Origin of the sequence: Salinisphaera sp. Q1T1-3 (genome assembly GCF_003602005.1) — a bacterium.
Classification (GTDB): Bacteria; Pseudomonadota; Gammaproteobacteria; order Nevskiales; family Salinisphaeraceae; genus Salinisphaera.
This window is the reverse complement of record NZ_QZWD01000022.1, coordinates 31,794-49,405: the sequence shown is the minus strand read 5'-3', so window position 1 is coordinate 49,405 and position 17,612 is coordinate 31,794. Positions and strand designations below refer to the sequence as shown.

Below are 17,612 nucleotides of genomic sequence, written 5' to 3'. Positions count from 1 at the left end.
GCGAACTATCTGCCGTACTGGCTGCATGACTACAACTGGCACCGGCCGCATGCCAGCCTGAACCATCAACCGCCGATCAGCCGGCTGGGCTTATCCGTGAACAATGTGGTGGGTTTACACACCTAGGGCCTGTTGATGTTTCGTGCGAGCGCCTTTTCGTCGAGAGACCGCCGTGTGTCCGGCAAGGCGCGAGTCGCCGATCGTAGCGTGCCACAATCCAGACTGGCAACGCCGCCGGGCGCCCATCGTCGATTTTTCATGGGCGGCCCAACCCGAAGGGACAAGCGCCCCAAAATCAAAAACACGACGGCAATACAGCGTTCCAGCACGCTGGCGCAGAATGACACGCTATGCCTGCTACGCCTCGTCTTGCCGCCCATCGTCAATTTCAGGGCGCGCTTGGCGCGGACTCGCACGACACATCAACAGGCCCTAGAAAACCACCTGCGCCCGTGCGTTGATGCTCTGGCCGTCGTCGGGCAGCGCGTAGCTTCCGCTCCGATTGTTCGTACGCCAGTCCGTGTAGTCGAACAACATCCGTGTGAATTTGTTCAGGTACCAGTTCAGACCGATCGAGGTGCCATGGCCGGTGCCGCCGACGAACGCATTGCTGTTCTCGAAATCGATCGCTTCGTAGCGCGCCACGAGCTCCCAGTCGCCGATACCGCCCTCGGTCACCGGATGCAGGATCTCCGGCCGTGTCCAGACACCCTGCTTGGTCGAGTACCCGAACCGCTCGCCGGTCAGCGCATAGCCGACCTGTGCCGAATAGGCGTCGTAATCGGTATTATCGGTATTGAAGCGCCCCTTGATCCGCCGATGCCCGTACTCGGCGCCGGCGGCGAACGGACCCGCCAGACCGGCCAGCTCCAGACCATAGGCCGTGCTGGTACTGGCATCGATGGCCGCGCTGCGCACGCGCAGGTTGTCGTTGTAATGGCCGCCGATCGTCACGCTCGGCGCCGTGGCCTGATCACCCTCGAAGTTCTCGTAGAAGCCATTCGCCCCGACGTGCAGGATGTAGCGATCGGTGGCGATCGGATCCCAGTGCGCGCGCGAGAGCACCGTGAAGTTGTTGCTCTCGGTGTTGTCGCCGGTATTCGAGCCCTTGTTCACGCCGAGCGAGGCATGCCAGTTGTTGTTGCCGTAGAACTCGCCGGTGATACCGGTCAGGTAGGCCCCCGGCTGCGGCGCAATACCGTTGGCGACCGTGTTGCGTTCGGTAAACCATGTCCATTTCGACGAGGCTCGGCCATCCAGACTGCGATCGGCAAACTTGCTGCCGAGATAGACCACGCCGTTGCCGAGCGCGAAATCTTTTTCGGCGGCCAGATAGGCATCACGCAGTCCAACCTGGTTGTCGGCGAAATCCAGCTCGAGCTTGTACAACACCCAGTTGTTCAGCTTGCCGTGTGCATCCAGACGCACGCGACGGAACTCCGAGCCGGTAATGTTGCGCGAGTCACTGTCGGCATAACGATCCTGGCCGTCGTAGCGCGAGTTGAAGGTCGACGAGAAGTCGTACTGGATGCGTCCGCCGATGCCGAAGGTGAAGGCGCCGTTCGGGCTGGAGAATTCGGGGGCGCCATCCGACCAGTCGACCTTGACGTCACTCTCTTCGAGCCGCGCGATCCGCTCGGATAACGAACTACCGGGCCTTTGATCCGCCGATCGGCCGGCCACGGCCTGTTCGGCTGCCTCACCGCCCGGCGTGCCCGACTCGCTCTGGCGCGGCGACTTGTCGCCCGACGAGGCCGTGCGCGCCGTCTGGCTGGAAGCCTGCGCCTGCCCGTCGTGCCGATCCTGTTCCAACTGGTCGATACGGGCATTCAGTCGCTCGATCTGTGCGGCCTGCTGTCGTACCAAACGCGCCAGATCGGCGTTGCTCGGCGCGGTCTGGGCGAACGCCGCCGGGACGTAGACACTCGCACTCGCCACCACGGCCGTCATCAGCCCGATGCGCCGCTTTCTCCCTGTCGCCATCTTCGCCCCCTGTGGCTTGCTGATCGGCTCGGATGACGATGTTAGCCGGCAGTGGCATGCGCCCCTATGCGTCTTTCGTTCAAGGCAGGCGCTCGCGGTCCCGCCTGACGGCCGGCGACGCTCAGCGTTCGGTCAGGCGAGGCAACAGTTCGACCAGATTGCAGGGTCGGGTCCGGGCATCCAGCTGTGCGGCAATGAGCCTGTCCCAGGCGTCGGCCACGGCCCCGGATGACCCCGGCAGGCAGAAGATGAACGTGCCGTTGGCCACACCGGCGAGCGCCCGGGATTGCAACGTGGAGGTGCCAATGTCTGCGTAGGACAGCCAGCGAAACATTTCGCCGAAACCGTCGATCTGCCGGTCGAACAACACGGACAGCGCCTGCGGCGTGACATCACGCCCGGTCAGCCCCGTGCCACCAGTGGTGATCACCACCGCCGGTGCAACGTCCGCGATCCATCCGGACACCAGGGCGCGCAACGCATAGATGTCGTCGCGGCAGATCCGCTTGTCGTGCAGCACATGGCCGGCGGCCTGGATGCGCTCGGCCAGTACCCCGCCGGACTTGTCCGTGTCGTCGGTACGCGTGTCGGAGACCGTGAGCACGGCGATATGCAGCGGCTTGAACGCCACGTCGGCCATTGATTTCAGCCAGCTGGGGAACAAGGCACCACTCTGCCATAGTGCGGATGCGGGCGATGCCATTACAGCGACCGCCAATACCGCTATAATACGTGGTGTCGCCAGCGTTTCGCGGCGACCTCATTCCGCCGGCCGCCACGTCTTCACGACGCTGTTGTACGCCCGGCACCCCACCGATCAGGATACAACATGTCTTTCGACACCCTCGGCCTGTCGCCGCATCTGCTCGCGGCGATCGCCGACGCGGGCTACACCCGTCCCACGCCGATCCAGAGCCGGGCTATCCCGGCTGTCATCGACGGCGCTGACGTCCTCGGCGCGGCCCAGACCGGCACCGGCAAGACGGCGGCCTTCGTGCTGCCGATTCTCGAACGGCTCGGCACCGAGCGTGCCGCCAAGCCGCGCGTCCTGGTACTGACACCCACGCGCGAGCTGGCCGCCCAGGTCGGCGAGTCGGTGGCGACCTACAGCAAGCAGACCCCGCTCAAGCACACCGTCGTATTCGGCGGCGTGGGTTATCAACCCCAGATCGCCGCGTTCAAGCGCGGCGTGGACATCGTCGTCGCCACGCCCGGCCGGCTGCTCGATCATCTGGCCGAGGGCCGCATCGACTTCAGCGCGCTGGAAGTGCTCGTGCTCGACGAAGCCGATCGCATGCTCGACATGGGCTTCATCCACGACATCAAGCGCTTGATGAAGCATCTGCCGGCCAAGCGCCAGACGCTGCTGTTCTCGGCCACCTTCTCGAACGATATCCGCAAGCTGGCGGGCTCGCTGCTGCAGAATCCGGTCGAGATCGATGTCGCCCCGCGCAATGCCACGGCCGAAGCCGTCACTCATCGCGCGGTCATGGTGGAGAAATCGGCCAAGCGCGCGGTGCTTTCGCATCTCGTCACCGAAGGCGACTGGCACCAGGTGCTGGTCTTCACCCGGACCAAACACGGCGCCAATCGACTGGTCAAACAACTCGAAACCGACGGGCTGAGCGCCGCAGCGCTACACGGCAATAAATCGCAGAATGCCCGCACGCGGGCGCTCAGCGGGTTCAAGAGTGGCGAGATCCGGGTACTGGTCGCCACCGATATCGCAGCCCGCGGCATTGATATCGACGGCCTGCCGCACGTAATCAACCACGAATTGCCCAACGTGGCCGAGGACTATGTCCACCGGATCGGCCGGACCGGCCGAGCGGGCGCGGCCGGCGAGGCGATCTCGCTGGTCGGTGCCGAGGAGCGCAGCTATCTCAAGGCAATCGAGAAACTGATCGGCCATCGCATCGAGCGCATGACGGTCGACGGCGTCGATGTCGGCAATCCGGAAGCCGAACCCGAGACCAAACCCGCCGGTCGCGGCAACAACGGCTCGCGCAAGCGCGGCAAGGGCAACGGCAACCAAGCTCAGGGCGCGTCGGACAAGCCGGCCGGCGGGGGCGCGAACAAGCCCAGGCAGAACGCCGAAAAACGCGGTCGACGCGCGCAGAACAAGCCGAGCGGCAACGATGCCGGTGCCGCCGGCAAGGACAGTGGCACCAACCGACCGAAACGCAACAACCGTCGTGGGGGCGCGCGGCGCAGCAGCGGCCAGCGCAACCGGGGCAACAACACCTCGAACTAGGACCTGTTGAGGTTTCGTGCGGGCGCCAACGCGGCGCTCGTACGAAACATCCACAGGCCATGGCACGGTATCCCCCGTTCGCGCGCCGGCCTTGCTTTACAATGACGCCATGATCGCGTTCAAGCACCTCTCTCTCCGTCGCGGGCCCCGGAAACTCCTCGAGGACGTGGACCTGCGGATTCAGGCCGGCCAGCGCGTGGGCATCGTCGGCGCCAACGGCACCGGCAAGTCCAGTCTGCTGGCGATGATGCTCGGTGAGCTGTCGCCCGATGCCGGCGATATCGAAATCCCGGCCCATCTGGATATCGCCACCGTGCGCCAGCACGCGCCATCCGGCGACCAACCCGCCATCGAATACGTGCTCGACGGCGACGCCGAATTGCGGGCCATCGAGACGCAGCTGGCCACAGCCGAAGCCGAGGGCGACGGCAACGTAATGGCCGAATTGCACGGCCGACTGGCCGAAATCGACGGCTATGCCGCGCGGGCGCGGGCGGCCCGGCTTCTGCACGGACTGGGTTTCGCGCCGTCCGCGCACGAGGCGCCGATCGACGATTTCTCCGGCGGCTGGCGGGTGCGACTGAATCTGGCCGCTGCGCTGATGCATCGCGCCGATCTGCTGCTGCTCGACGAGCCGACGAACCATCTCGACATGGACGCGGTGTTCTGGCTCCAGGACTATCTGGCGGCTCACCCGGCCACGCTCGTCATCATCTCGCACGACCGTGACTTCCTCGATGCACTGGCCACCCACACGCTGCATCTGGAACACGGCCGCGCCACGCTCTATACCGGCAACTATTCTGCCTTCGAGCTCATGCGCGCCGAGGCCAAGGTCCAGCAACAGGCCGCCTACGAGAATCAACAGAAGCAGCTCGCCCAGCTTCAGCATTTCGTCGACAGATTCCGGGCCAAGGCCACCAAGGCCCGACAGGCTCAGTCCAAGCTCAAGCAGATGGAGCGCATGGAAAAAGTCGAGGCGGCCCACTGGGATACCCCCTTCTCTTTTCAGTTTCTCGCGCCCGATCGTCTGCCGGAGACGATCCTGCGGGTCAACGATGCCGATGTCGGCTATGACGACACGCCGCTGGTCGGCGACGTCAAACTCCGGCTCGTGCCCGGCGATCGTCTGGCGATTCTCGGGCGCAACGGCGCCGGCAAGTCCACGGTCATGAAGCTGCTCGCCGGCGCGCTCGAACCGCTGGACGGCGAAGTGCATCGCGACAAGTATCTGAAGGTCGGCTACTTCGCCCAGCATCAGCTGGAAGTCCTGGATGACACCGCGAGTGCGGCCACCCACCTGCAGCGCCAGGATCCCAAGGCCAGCGAGCAGCACATCCGCGATTTTCTCGGCGGTTTCGACTTCACCGGCGACAAGGCCCTGGAGCCGATCGCCCCGTTTTCCGGCGGCGAAAAAGCCCGCCTGGCGTTGGCGCTCGTCGTGCACGCCCGCCCCAACCTGCTGCTGCTGGACGAGCCGACCAACCATCTCGATCTCGACATGCGCCATGCCCTGGAAACCGCGCTGGCCGGCTATACCGGCGCTGTCGTCATGATCGCGCATGATCGTCATTTGATCGATGCGACCTGCGATCAGCTCTGGCGCGTGGCCGACGGGGCGCTCGAACCCTTCGACGGCGACCTGGACGACTACGCCAAGTGGCTGTCGCGCCAGAACAACGCCCGCGAAGGCAGCAAGGCCAAGGGCGCGGACAAGCCCGACGCGTCACGCAAGAAATCCGGTAGCGGACGTCACGCCGCCGACCAGCGCGCGCGCGAGAAACCGCTGCGCAACGCGTTGAAAAAGGCCGAAGAGGAAATGAACCGTCTCAGTCGGAAGATCGAAGCGCTCGACGCCGAACTCGGCAAGGCCAGCGTCTACTCCAATCCGGCGGAGGCAGCACGCGTAACCAGCGAGCGCGACACGCTTGCACGCCAACTCGAGGACGCCGAGGCCCGGTGGATGGACGCCGCCGAGCAGCTCGACAACCTGTCGGCGCAAGCGAGCCCGGCATGAGCCGACAGAACGACGATCGTTTCAGTTATTTCTGGCACGACTACGAGACCTTCGGCGCCGATCCCAAGCGCGACAAGCCGGCCCAGTTCGCCGGTATCCGCACAGACGCCGACTTCAACATCATCGGCGAGCCGCTCACGCTGTACTGTCAGCCGCCATCGGACATGCTCGGGCATCCAGAAGCCACGCTGATCACCGGCATCACACCGCAGCATGCGCTCGAACACGGCGTGCCCGAGCCCGAATTCATCGCGGCCATCGTCTCGGAAATGGCGCGCCCCGGCACCTGCAGCGTGGGTTACAACAATCTGGCCTTCGACGATGAGGTCACGCGTCACACGCTCTGGCGCAACTTCTTCGATCCCTACGAGCGCGAATACAAGAACGGCTGCTCGCGCTGGGACGTGATCAACATGGTCCGCCTGACCTATGCACTTCGTCCCGACGGCATCCAATGGCCGCAGCGCGAGGACGGTGCCCCGAGCTTCCGGCTCGAAGACCTGGCCGCGGCCAACGGTCTTGCCCAGGAAAGGGCCCACGATGCGCTGTCCGACGTGCATGCCACCATTGCCCTGGCCCGCCTGATCCGGGAGCATCAGCCACGCCTGTTCGAATGGGTCGTCACGCATCGCGACAAGGCCAGCGCGGCGGCGCTGCTCGATCTCGATACTCACAAGCCGGCCCTGCACGCCTCGTCGAAGTTCCCGGCAGCCAACGGCTGCCTGTCGCCCGTGATGCCGATCGCCCGGCATCCGGTCAATCGCAACTGCATCATCACCTACGATCTGCGCAGCGATCCCGAGCCATTGCTCGAACTGGCGCCGGACGAAATCTTCGACCGCCTGTTCACGCCTAGCGAAGATCTGCCCGACGATACGCCCCGCATTGCGCTCAAGGGCGTACACGTGAACAAGTGCCCGGTGCTCGCACCGTTCGAAATGATGCGCGAGTCCGAAGCGGCGCGCCTGAACCTGGATATCAATACCTGTCGTCGTCACTGGAAGGCGATTCACGACCGGATGAGCGAAGTCGCAGCCAAGGCCACGGCCGTGTTCGAGGCCCGCGTGTTCGACAACGCCTCGGACGTCGAGGCCGGCCTGTACGACGGCTTCATCGACAATGCGGATCGCGACAAGGCGCGCCAGGTCCACACGGCCAGCCCCGAAGCGCTGGCCGACGGCCACATCGTCTTCGCTGACAACCGCCTCAACGAGCTGCTGTTTCGTTATCGGGCGCGTCATTATCCGGCGTCGCTGGCCGATGCCGAACGCGATGACTGGCGCAACTGGGTCGCCAAGCGGCTGGAATTCGCCCCCGACGGTGGTCTGACGCTGGATGAATACGACGAAACCGTCGCGACCCTCATGGAACGCGTGGGCAGCGACCCGGCCCGACTACAGCTGTTGCTGGATCTCAAGGCCTGGGGCGACCGTCAGCGTCGCCAGCTCTAGGCGTTTGGTGCGAGTCGGCGCCACTCGGCAACGCCGTGCCGATGTCTATCTTGTGGTGACAAAGGCCTAGAATGGGGACAAATCCCTTGTGCTGCCGCCTGCCATGCTGCCCGAACTGACCGCGACCGAAGCCCGCCTCATGGGCTGTCTGATGGAGAAATCCGTCACGACGCCCGACCAGTATCCGCTGACACTGAATGCGCTGACCAACGCCGCCAACCAGAAATCCTCGCGTGAACCGGTCATGTCCCTGACCCGGATCGAAGTCCAGCGGGCAGCCCGCGCCCTGGCCGAACGACGGCTGATTCACATCGAAGAGAATTTCAAGAACGGCGTCGAGAAATACAAACAGCGGCTGTTCGGCGCCTCGAGCTTCGCCGATATCCGTGTCGATGCGCCGCAGTTCGCGATTGTGACGCTGTTGTTGCTGCGCGGCCCGGCCACACCGGGTGAACTACGTTCGCGCGCCGGCCGACTGCACACATTCACCGACAATCAGGCCGTGGCCGAGGCAGCCGCCGACCTCATCGAAACCGATGATCCCGAGAACTCGCTACTGGTCACGTTGCCGCGGCGGCACGGCCGCAAGGAAGCCGAATTCGCGCATCAACTGTGTGGCCGCATCGACCCGGATACGCTCGTATCCGATACCGCAGCGGACTCGGGCACGGCCTCGCGTGTCGCCGAGCTCGAACGACGCATCGCCGAACTCGAGGCCGAGAACGCTGACCTGCGCGCTCGGTTGGCAACCCGCTGAGAGCCGACGTCATATTCTTTATAGCAATAAACGGAATATTATTTATTCTTTTTTATTAGAACCAGACCTCGTTAACTTAGCTCGACGATTTCCACCGGGCCCGGTTCGGGCGCTCTTGCCATGCAACGCTTGGTTCTTTTCGGCATCGCCGGTTTCATCGCGCAACTGGTCGATGGCGCGATCGGCATGGGCTACGGCCTGACCTCCTCTTCGATCCTGCTGGCCATCGGCATCACGCCGGCCGTGGCCTCGGCATCGATCCATCTGGCCGAGGTGGCGACGACGGCAGCCTCGGGCGTATCGCATTATCGGTTCGGCAACGTCGACACAGGGCTCGTCAAGCGCATGATGGGCCCCGGGGCCATCGGCGCGTTCGCCGGCGCCGTGTTTCTGACCAGCCTGCCCGGGGATGCGATGCGTCCGTTCGTGGCGAGCTTTCTGCTGATCCTCGGCTTTTACGTGGTCACGCGCTATCTGTTATCGCAGCGGCGCGAACCGCGGCCCGGGCGGTTGTCGTCCTGGACGCTGGTTCCGATGTCGCTGGTGGCAGGCTTTTTCGACAGTATCGGCGGCGGGGGCTGGGGCCCGATCGCGACTCCGACGCTGCTGGCCCAGAAGCGGATGGACCCACGCAAGGTCGTCGGCTCGGTCGATACCAGCGAGTTCGCGATCACGATTGCGGGTACGTTCGGCTTTCTGCTGACGTTGGGCATCGGCGGCGTGAACTGGCTCTGGGTTGGCGTATTCGCCGCGAGCGGGCTGGCGGCGGCCCCGGTCGCTGCGGCCGTGGTGCGTTATCTGCCCTCGGATGTGCTGGCCGCCGTGGTCGGCGGCGCGATCATCATGACCAACGCCCGGACACTGATGCACAGTGCCGGTCTCGATGCCGACATCAGTCGCGGCGTGCTCATCGTCGGCCTCGCTCTGTGGGCGACGCTGGTTCTCGCCGCCGTGCGCCAGCATCGTCAGGCACGGCGCACCCCGGCCTCGTCGAATACCTGAACCGCACCCGACGCGTCACAACATCTCCCCAGGGCGTATCGTCGTCACGAGATAGACCGTCGCTCCCGCGGCCACGCGGCGACAAGACAGGGCATCGCGCGTCTGGCGTGGCCAAGCCACGTGAGCGCGCGATAACGCCGGACTGTCGTTGCCTGGCCGCTGGCTCTTCGGGTTGCCCCTGCCTCTCTCGTGACGACACGCCCTAGGGCCACGACAATCCGTGTATCTTATCGGTGCAACCGGCGAGCACGGATCGAGCCGATTGCACCATTTGATCCCGGCATCGTTCATGTCCACGACTTCTCCGCAGGCCCGACCCGCCGTCGCCCAGCTCGACGAGGCCATCATGGGACTCGGCCAGATGCGCCAGGCGCATCCGGACGCACCGAATACGAATGTACTGGCCGCGGCCTGCGCGGTTCTGGCCGAGCCCGACGGCCCCGATCTGCTTTATCAACGTGTGCGCCGTCTGGAATCGGCCGGCGTGTTCGCCGGTACCGACTGGAATGAACCGGTCATTCTGCAGGCGGATATCGCCAAGATCTCGCTGCGGACCGGCGACTGGCAGACCACGACCATCGAGGCCCTGAGTCAGTTGCGTCTGTTGGCCGTCGCCAAGGGCGACTACAAGCATCCCCGGATCACCGCCCGACGCGCGCATCAATTCATGACCCAGGTCATGGCCTTGAATCTGGACCTCATGGACGGCCGCCTGAACGAGGCCGACCGCGAACGCAGTCACGATCTCGGCCCCGCGGTCGCATCGCTCTACGCCTTCGAACTGGCGACGATGGGCTACGAGAGCATTCTGGACAGCCTGGTCGCCGAGGTCTGGCGCATCCTCGACCAGCGGCCCATTGATGTCGATCAAGCACGCGGCATGGTGATCCAGATCGCCCACTGTTTGTACGATCGTCTGCTGGATACCGAGAACAGCCGAGCCGCCGCCCTCGTCGACAGCTTGTTCTCGCCCACCCCGGGATGCCGCGAGGACCCGGGCCTGTCGGTCTACAACGACCGACTGGCCGACATGCAGCCGGGCGCGCTGGCCGACGAGGCCGCCGGATTCGCCGAGGCGATGCACGCCACGGGGCTGGTGTCGGACTATCACGCCATCTTTCTGCGTCATCTGCTGTCACTCGATGACGCTGGCAAGACCCTCATTCCGGCAGCGCTCGGGCTGTCCAGCACCGGGCGCGATGCGCTGGGCTGTTATGCCCAGCTCGTCTACGCGCTGATCACGGAATGCATCTACGCCGAAACGGCGCAGGCAATCTACGGTCTGGCGTGTCTGCTCGAGCGCGGCGTGCTCTATAGCGAACCGGTCGCGGCCGGGCTTTGGCGTCAGATACAACTGCCGCTGTCGGAGGATACCCGGAGCACGCTGCGCGCGGCCTTCGGCGATGCCCTGGCCCCGCGTGTCTTCCTGCTGGCCGGCGTGCTGTCGTTGCTCGGTCAGCCGCTCGGCGTCGGCCAGGGTAACAATCCGACCTGCCAGTCGGTGATCGGCGTCTCGATGTGGGCCGCCAACGATCCGGATTACCTGCTCCAGCTTCTGACCTGGGCTGCCCGGGACGACGAGATCCTGTTTCGATTCGAGGGCGAAACGATCTCGTCGAAGGGCCTGGCCGCCGGGCTGGCCAAGCGCCGGCCGCTGGATGTCGATCCGGTATCGATGATCCTGGTCCCGCATCTCGACCGGATCTATATCGAGATGGGTCGCCTGTGCGGCGAACGCGACGACGATCTGCATCGCTGGATACACCCCGAGTTCTACGGCTGGTGGGTCGGCCAGGGATTCCGCGTGGTCGCCGATCCCATGACCGACCGCATCGTGGCCCACGCCGATTTCGTGCGGCAGTTCTATGCCAGCTATCACCCCGAATACAACAACCGGCTGCCGGTCATCCATCCTCAGCCGGCCGGGATTGCCGCCACCGACAGCGCCGGCCGCTACATCGGCCGTCATGCCATCACGATCCTGCGGGTCGCCCTCGACCCCGAAGGCGTGATGCGAGTCTATTTCTTCAACCCGAACAACGACAGCGGGCAGGACTGGGGGCTCGGCGTGGTCACCTCGACACATGGCCACGGCGAGTATCACGGGGAAGCGAGCCTGCCGTTCACCGAATTCGCCTCACGGTTATTCGTCTACCATTTCGATCCGCTGGAAAAAGGCGATCCGGACAACGTACCGGAAACCGAGGTCCTGCAAGCGGTCGCTCTGGCCGAGCAGAGCTGGGGCGAGGCATTTCAGTAAACCGCTGGGCGTGCGAGCGCCCGCGCCCGACCCCTCTGACGGTGTCGTATCGGCCGCGTCAGCGGCCGGTCATTTAAATCCGGCTACGGTCAACCCATGACGTGACGCACGAACGCGTCGTGACTCGGTATGCTCGACCCATCGGAAAACGAAGACGCCTGACATGTCGCTACTCCCCCGTGCCGATACCATCCCGACCCGCAGCTGGATTCTGGGTTATCTGCCGATCGTGCCGCTCGTGGCAGCCGGCATCATGGTCTGGTTTGTCGGTCCGGTCACGATGGCCTTCATCACGGCCGGCGCGATCTACTGGTCGGCGATTCTGTTCTTTTTCCTGGCCGGGGTACGACGCGGTCTGAGCTTCTTCACCGAAGGCGGCCCCCAACCGGCCCAGCTGATCACCATGGGGCTACTGTTCGCCCTCGGCCTGGTGATCTTTCTGATGCCCTATGCCGGTATCGCTGTCGCACTCGCGGCGCTCGGCTTTCTGGGCGTTGCGGTCATCGATCCGCATGCCGCACGGCGCGGCGAAGTACCTGCCTTCTTCCGCATACTGCGGCCACCCCAGATGGGGCTGGCCGCGTTGTCGATGACCTCGATCCTGCTCGCACTGCTCTTCTAGGGCCTGTTAACACGTCCCGCGTGCGCCGCGCCGGCGATCATTTTCTTGCAAGACAAGGCATCGCGCGCGTACGGCAGTCATTTTGCCGTTGCCGACGACAACGCCGAATTGCGGAAAATGACCGCCGTCCCGTCGGATTGCCAGCCTTGAGCGAGGCGCGGGCCACGCGCGGCAGCCCGCGCCTTACCTGACACGACCGGCCGGGGCAATGCGACTGCCGATCTCGTGACGCCATGCCCCGGGGTTTTGTGGAAGTCCCTGGTCGAGCGTACGACCGGACCGGCTTACTCGTTATGCGATTCGACGTGGCCGCCGAACTGGTTGCGCATCGCGGACAGCAGTCGATCGCCGAAGCCATCGTCCACGCGTGAGCGGAAACGCGAGAACAGGGCCGAAGCCAGCACGTTGGCCGGCACCGCCTGCTCGACCGCGGCATCAATCGTCCAGCGCCCTTCGCCGGAATCCGAGACGTAGCCGGAAAATTCCGACAGCTCACCGTCCTCGGCCAGCGCGATCGAGCTCAGGTCCAGCAGCCACGACGAAATCACGCTGCCGCGCCGCCAGACCTCGGCGATATCGGCCAGATTCAGATCGTATCTTTCATCCGCCGGCAGCTCTTCCTTCGCCCGATTCTTGAGGATATCGAAGCCTTCTGCATAGGCAGCCATCATCCCGTACTCGATGCCGTTGTGGACCATCTTGACGAAATGGCCGGAGCCAACCGGACCACAATGCAGATACCCCTGCTCGGCCCGCTTGTCCAGGCCGTCGCGGCCGGGCGTGCGATCGATCTCACCGACATGCGGGGCCAACGTGTAGAAGACCGGATCCAGACGTTCGAAGTCGTCCTGACGACCGCCGATCATCAGACAGTAACCGCGTTCACGACCCCAGACGCCGCCCGAAACGCCGACATCCATGTAGTGGATATCGTGCTCGGCCAACTGCTTCGAGCGTCGCACATCATCCTTGAAATTGGCATTGCCACCGTCGATGACGGTATCGCCGCCCTCGAGCAGGCTCGACAGTTCGGTGATGGTGCGCTCGGTGATGTCGCCGGCCGGCAACATCAGCCAGATCGTGCGGGGTGGCGTCAGGCGCGCGGTCAGATCGGAAAGCGATTCCGCCGCTTCGCCGCCGTCGGCGACGACAGCCTCGACGGCCTTGACGTTCTGATCGTAGACCACGCATTCGTGGTCGTCGTCCATCAGGCGCCGCGCGATGTTCGCGCCCATGCGACCCAGTCCCAACACTCCGATCTTCACTATCGCTTCTCCTTGTAGACGGCCTGCCACGCGCTGGCGACAGGCTCAGACAACGTGATTCATCGCCGGCCGACCATTCAGTCAAGCGTCGGCGATGCAGCCTCGATCTTGTCCTGCGTGCGATGCTCGAAATCGCTGGCCGCGTGACGCTCGCGCAGCTGCTCGCTGGGATCCCCCCACAGGCGATTGACCATGCGACCACGACGCACCGCCGGCCGGGCGTCGATCGCCCGGGCCCAGCGCTGCAGGTTTTCGTATTCGTCGACCTGCAGGAACTCGCCGGCATCATAGAGGCGACCGAGGGCCAGCGCGCCGTACCACGGCCAGGTGGCGATATCGGCGATCGAGTAATCGGCGCCACCCAGGTAGGCCGATTCGGCCAGCCGTCGATCCAGGACATCAAGCTGGCGCTTGGTCTCCATGGTGAATCGATCGATGGCGTACTCGATCGGCTCCGGCGCATAGTTGTAGAAATGGCCGAACCCACCGCCGACGTAGGGCGCCGAGCCCATTTGCCAGAACAGCCAGTTCAATGTCTCGGTGCGCGCGGCGGACTCGCCCGGAATGAAGGCGCCGTAACGCTCGGCCAGGTACAACAGCATCGAGCCGGATTCGAACAGACGCTGTGCTGGCACCACGCTGCGATCGACCAGCGCCGGTATCTTGGAGTTCGGATTGACAGCCACGAACCCGGAAGAGAATTGCTCCCCGTCGCCGATGTTGATCGGCCAGGCGTCGTATTCGGCGGCGTGGCCGGCCTCGAGCAGCTCTTCGAACATCACCGTGACCTTCACGCCATTGGGCGTGGCCAGCGAATAGAGCTGGTAATCGTGCTCGCCGACCGGCAGCTCGACATCATAGCGTGCCCCGGCGTAGGGCCGGTTGATACCAGCGAACTGACCACCGCTTTGCTTGTCGTGGCGCCAGACGCGCGGAACCGTGTAATTCGACTGTTTTTCGCTCATGATCCGTGTCGAAATCCATGTTATAGACAAATAGTCTAACGCTTCGTCGGCCCCGTGCTCGACCCTTTGCCGGATTTGTTCAGCAAACATCACGCCGGCATGGGCACGATGCCCGGCAGACCGCGCTCGTACCGCGGCCCGACAGGAGAAACAGATGAACAAGACAACACGCATGCTGACGATGGCCGGCGCCCTGACGCTGCTTGCCGGGACCCAGGGCTGTGTTCTGGCCGCTGCCGGGGCCGCGGGCGCGGCCGGCGGCTACGAGGCCAAGAAACATGGCTATGAAGTACAGTCACCGGTCAAGCAGGACAGCGCCGGCGGTTACAAGGGACAGACGCCGGTCGTGCGTGATCCGTCTCGTGACGAGAGCGGCCGCACCGACCGTACCGATAACGCCGACAGGCAGTGAACCCACGTGCTCGCATGATCCGTGCATGACGGGATACAGCAGGCGTGACCCATGTCGTGTCACGCTTGGCATAGAATGACGTTTTGCGCGGATCAGGGCTCGCGCGATGGATTCGAGCCCCAGGGGATTGCATGAGCAACAAGCGGAAGCAGCCAACTCGCACCGACTCGCTGGAATCGCATCTCAAACGCGAGAATCCGCTGCTGCTCGAGCCACTCGCCGAGTTCCGACGCCTCGATCGCATCGCGCATCGCATGCGCATGCTGGGCCCGGGCGAGAGTTTCACACGCCGGGTGTCGTGGTGGCCGGTGATCTCGCTGCTCGGCACGTTTTCGGCCGGCAAGTCCAGCTTCATCAACGGCTACCTGGGGACGGCCCTGCAACGGACCGGCAACCAGGCCGTCGACGATCGGTTTTCGGTGATCTGCTACAGCGACGCTGAAGAGGCCCGTACGCTACCCGGCACGGCACTCGATGCCGACCTGCGTTTCCCCTTCTATCGCATCAGTGGCGACATCGAGGACGTCGCGGCCGGCGAAGGCCGGCGGATCAACAATTACCTGCAGCTCAAGACCTGCAACTCGGAGAAGATCCGCGGCAAGATCCTCCTCGACTCGCCCGGCTTCGACGCCGACAGCCAGCGCTCCGCGACGCTGCAGATCACCGACCGCATCATCGATCTGTCCGATCTGGTGCTGGTCTTCTTCGATGCTCGACATCCCGAACCGGGCGCGATGCGCGACACGCTCCAGCATCTGGTCACGGATACCATCGATCGCGATGACGCGAGTAAGTTCGTCTTCGTGCTCAACCAGATCGACACCACCGCCGGCGAAGACAATCCCGAGGACGTGGTCGCCGCCTGGCAACGGGCGCTGGCCTCGGCGGGCCTGAGCGCCGGCCGTTTCCTGCGGATCTATGACGAGGAAGCAGCAGGCCCGATCCGCGACGAATCGCTGGCAGCGCGCTTCAAGCAGAAGAAAGACGAGGATCTGGCCGAGATCCAGCGGCGCATGGTCGGCGTGGAAGTCGACCGCGCCTATCGCGTGGTTGAACTGATGACCGGGGCAGCCAGCCGGCTGTCCGGCGCGGAGGGCGTCGGCCGGCTCAAGCAGTATCTGGGCCGTTGGCGCCAGCGGGTCGCGCTCTACGACCTGGCCGGCATCGCACCGCTCATTGCACTACTGGTCGCCGGCTTCGTCTGGGCCGGTAATACCACCCACCAGGTGGTCAGCGAGGTGATGCAGGGCAGCACCTTCGGCTGGGTCGTGGTCGCGCTGGTGGCGATCGTGCTGGGCGCGATCCATTTCAGCGCGCGCCGCCTTGCCGCCCGCCAGATTGCGGCCAGCATCAAACCGGCCTCGATGCAGGTCTTCGCAATGGATCTGCGCGGGGCATTCGTACGCAACACGCGCTGGTGGCGGAGCATCTTTCTGTTGCAGCCCAAGGGCTGGACGATGTTCGCGCGCAAGCGGGTCCGGCGTATTCTCGACAAGCAGGAAACCATGGTCCGCCGGCTCAACGACCGGTTCGCCCAGCCCTCCGGCTGATCGCCTGTCTCGCCCGTCAATGCGCGTCGTCGTCGCTGGTGCCAGTGGTTATATCGGTCGACAGGTCGTGGCCGAGCTCAATGCTCGCGGGCATGGCGTCATCGCCGTTGTCCGCCGCCAGCCGGTCGAGAACACTTTTCTGGCTGCGCGACTGCACGGGGCGGATATTCGCGTTTGTCCCGTCGATGACCCGAAGCGACTCGAAACCGAGATCTTCGCCCCGGCACCTGTCGATGCGGTGATCTCCTGTCTGGCTTCGCGTTCCGGGCAACCGGCAGATGCCTGGCATGTCGAGTACAACGCCAATCGCATTCTGCTCGATGCCGCACGCGCCGGCGGTGTGCGGCATTTCTCTCTGCTTTCGGCGCTTTGTGTCCAAACGCCGGTGCTGGCCTTCCAGCGCGCCAAACAGGCTTTCGAGAGCATTCTCAGAGCCGACCCGCAACTGCGCTGGTCGATCGTACGACCCAGCGCATTCTTCAAATCACTGGCCGGCCAGATCGAGCGAGTGCGCTCGGGCAAGCCGTTCCTGTTGTTCGGCCCCGACGATGGCCCCCCGTGCCTACCGATCAGCGAGGCGGATACCGCACGCCTGATCGCCGATACGCTCACCGACACCGCGCTGCACGGCCGCGTGCTCAATGTCGGCGGCCCCGGCCAGCCCATCACGCCGCGACAACGCGGCGACATGTTGTTCGAACTCGCTGGGCGCCCGCCCCGTTTCCGCCGGATTCCGCTGGCGCTGTTGCATACGGCCGTTCACGGGCTGACGGCGGTCTCCGGTGTGTCCGGGCGTGCTGCCAACGGTGCCGAGTTCGCGCGCATCGCCCGCTTCTACGCCACCCGGCCGCTGCTGGCCCTCGATCCCGCCTCGGGCGAGCCCTCAGCCGCTGCGACCCAACGATTCGGCCACGAGACGCTCTCGACTTTCTATCGACAGGCCTGGCGGCATGGCGCGATCGATCAAGCGCTTGGCGAACAGGCCTTGTTCGATCGGAACAGGACACGGCGCTGACCGTCGGCTCGCCCCGAGCGGCCAAAAAAAAACCCGGCCGGGGCCGGGTTTTTCGTTCA

General features: G+C 64.6%; 14 protein-coding genes and 1 pseudogene. 11 read left to right on the top strand and 4 right to left on the bottom strand.

Annotation, left to right across the window (positions count from 1 at the left end; translation table 11 throughout):
- Positions 1–126, top strand: a pseudogene (locus D3260_RS15910) (IS481 family transposase); the annotation flags it as partial.
- Positions 127–432: 306 nt separating this feature from the next.
- Here D3260_RS15910 and D3260_RS15905 read toward each other — a convergent pair.
- The gene (locus tag D3260_RS15905; protein WP_120099598.1) at positions 433–1,983 is read right to left on the bottom strand and encodes an OprO/OprP family phosphate-selective porin; all 1,551 of its coding nucleotides are present in this window, start codon (positions 1,981–1,983) and stop codon (positions 433–435) included.
- Positions 1,984–2,104: 121 nt separating this feature from the next.
- A complete protein-coding gene (gene moaB / locus D3260_RS15900; RefSeq protein WP_120099601.1) occupies positions 2,105–2,623 on the bottom strand; it encodes a molybdenum cofactor biosynthesis protein B in 519 nt (172 codons plus the stop codon).
- A 189-nt stretch (positions 2,624–2,812) separates the two neighbouring features.
- Here moaB and D3260_RS15895 point away from each other — a divergent pair, with 189 nt between their 5' ends.
- The 7 genes from D3260_RS15895 to D3260_RS15865 all read left to right on the top strand — a co-directional run bounded on the left by D3260_RS15895 (position 2,813) and on the right by D3260_RS15865 (position 12,346).
- The gene (locus tag D3260_RS15895) at positions 2,813–4,237 is read left to right on the top strand and encodes a DEAD/DEAH box helicase (protein WP_120099597.1); all 1,425 of its coding nucleotides are present in this window, start codon (positions 2,813–2,815) and stop codon (positions 4,235–4,237) included.
- A gap of 109 nt (positions 4,238–4,346) precedes the next feature.
- On the top strand, positions 4,347–6,254 hold the full coding sequence (locus tag D3260_RS15890) for an ABC-F family ATP-binding cassette domain-containing protein (protein ID WP_120099596.1): 1,908 nt from the start codon (positions 4,347–4,349) through the stop codon (positions 6,252–6,254).
- Entirely contained in the window at positions 6,251–7,705 is a 1,455-nt protein-coding gene (gene sbcB, locus D3260_RS15885) for an exodeoxyribonuclease I (RefSeq protein WP_120099595.1), read from the top strand. Before D3260_RS15890 ends, sbcB begins: the two co-directional genes overlap by 4 nt.
- Positions 7,706–7,808: 103 nt before the next feature.
- Positions 7,809–8,462: a YceH family protein gene (locus D3260_RS15880; protein WP_120099594.1), complete on the top strand. Its 654-nt coding sequence runs from the start codon at positions 7,809–7,811 to the stop codon at positions 8,460–8,462.
- Positions 8,463–8,582: 120 nt separating this feature from the next.
- Complete coding sequence (locus D3260_RS15875) at positions 8,583–9,464, top strand: sulfite exporter TauE/SafE family protein (protein ID WP_120099593.1); 882 nt, start codon at positions 8,583–8,585, stop codon at positions 9,462–9,464.
- A gap of 289 nt (positions 9,465–9,753) precedes the next feature.
- Positions 9,754–11,724 (top strand): hypothetical protein, encoded by a 1,971-nt coding sequence (locus D3260_RS15870; protein WP_120099592.1) that lies wholly within the window; start codon positions 9,754–9,756, stop codon positions 11,722–11,724.
- 163 nt (positions 11,725–11,887) lie between these two features.
- Positions 11,888–12,346, top strand: coding sequence for a DUF3429 domain-containing protein (locus D3260_RS15865; protein ID WP_120099591.1), 459 nt, complete (start codon positions 11,888–11,890; stop codon positions 12,344–12,346).
- Positions 12,347–12,630: 284 nt separating this feature from the next.
- Here the strand turns inward: D3260_RS15865 and gnd are convergent, their stop codons facing one another.
- Positions 12,631–13,611 carry a phosphogluconate dehydrogenase (NAD(+)-dependent, decarboxylating) gene (gene gnd, locus D3260_RS15860; RefSeq protein ID WP_120099590.1) on the bottom strand — a complete coding sequence of 327 codons (981 nt, stop codon included), beginning with the start codon at positions 13,609–13,611 and terminating at the stop codon, positions 12,631–12,633.
- Between the two features lie 77 nt (positions 13,612–13,688).
- Positions 13,689–14,576 carry a glutathione-dependent disulfide-bond oxidoreductase gene (gene yghU / locus D3260_RS15855; protein WP_120099589.1) on the bottom strand — a complete coding sequence of 296 codons (888 nt, stop codon included), beginning with the start codon at positions 14,574–14,576 and terminating at the stop codon, positions 13,689–13,691.
- A gap of 154 nt (positions 14,577–14,730) precedes the next feature.
- Here yghU and D3260_RS15850 point away from each other — a divergent pair, with 154 nt between their 5' ends.
- The 3 genes from D3260_RS15850 (at position 14,731) to D3260_RS15840 (ending at position 17,553) form a co-directional block, all read left to right on the top strand.
- Positions 14,731–14,988 carry a hypothetical protein gene (locus D3260_RS15850; protein WP_120099588.1) on the top strand — a complete coding sequence of 86 codons (258 nt, stop codon included), beginning with the start codon at positions 14,731–14,733 and terminating at the stop codon, positions 14,986–14,988.
- A gap of 131 nt (positions 14,989–15,119) precedes the next feature.
- Positions 15,120–16,538, top strand: a complete 1,419-nt coding sequence (locus D3260_RS15845) for a dynamin family protein (protein ID WP_120099587.1) — start codon at positions 15,120–15,122, stop codon at positions 16,536–16,538.
- 19 nt (positions 16,539–16,557) lie between these two features.
- Positions 16,558–17,553 carry an NAD(P)H-binding protein gene (locus D3260_RS15840; protein WP_120099586.1) on the top strand — a complete coding sequence of 332 codons (996 nt, stop codon included), beginning with the start codon at positions 16,558–16,560 and terminating at the stop codon, positions 17,551–17,553.
- Positions 17,554–17,612 lie beyond the last annotated feature (59 nt).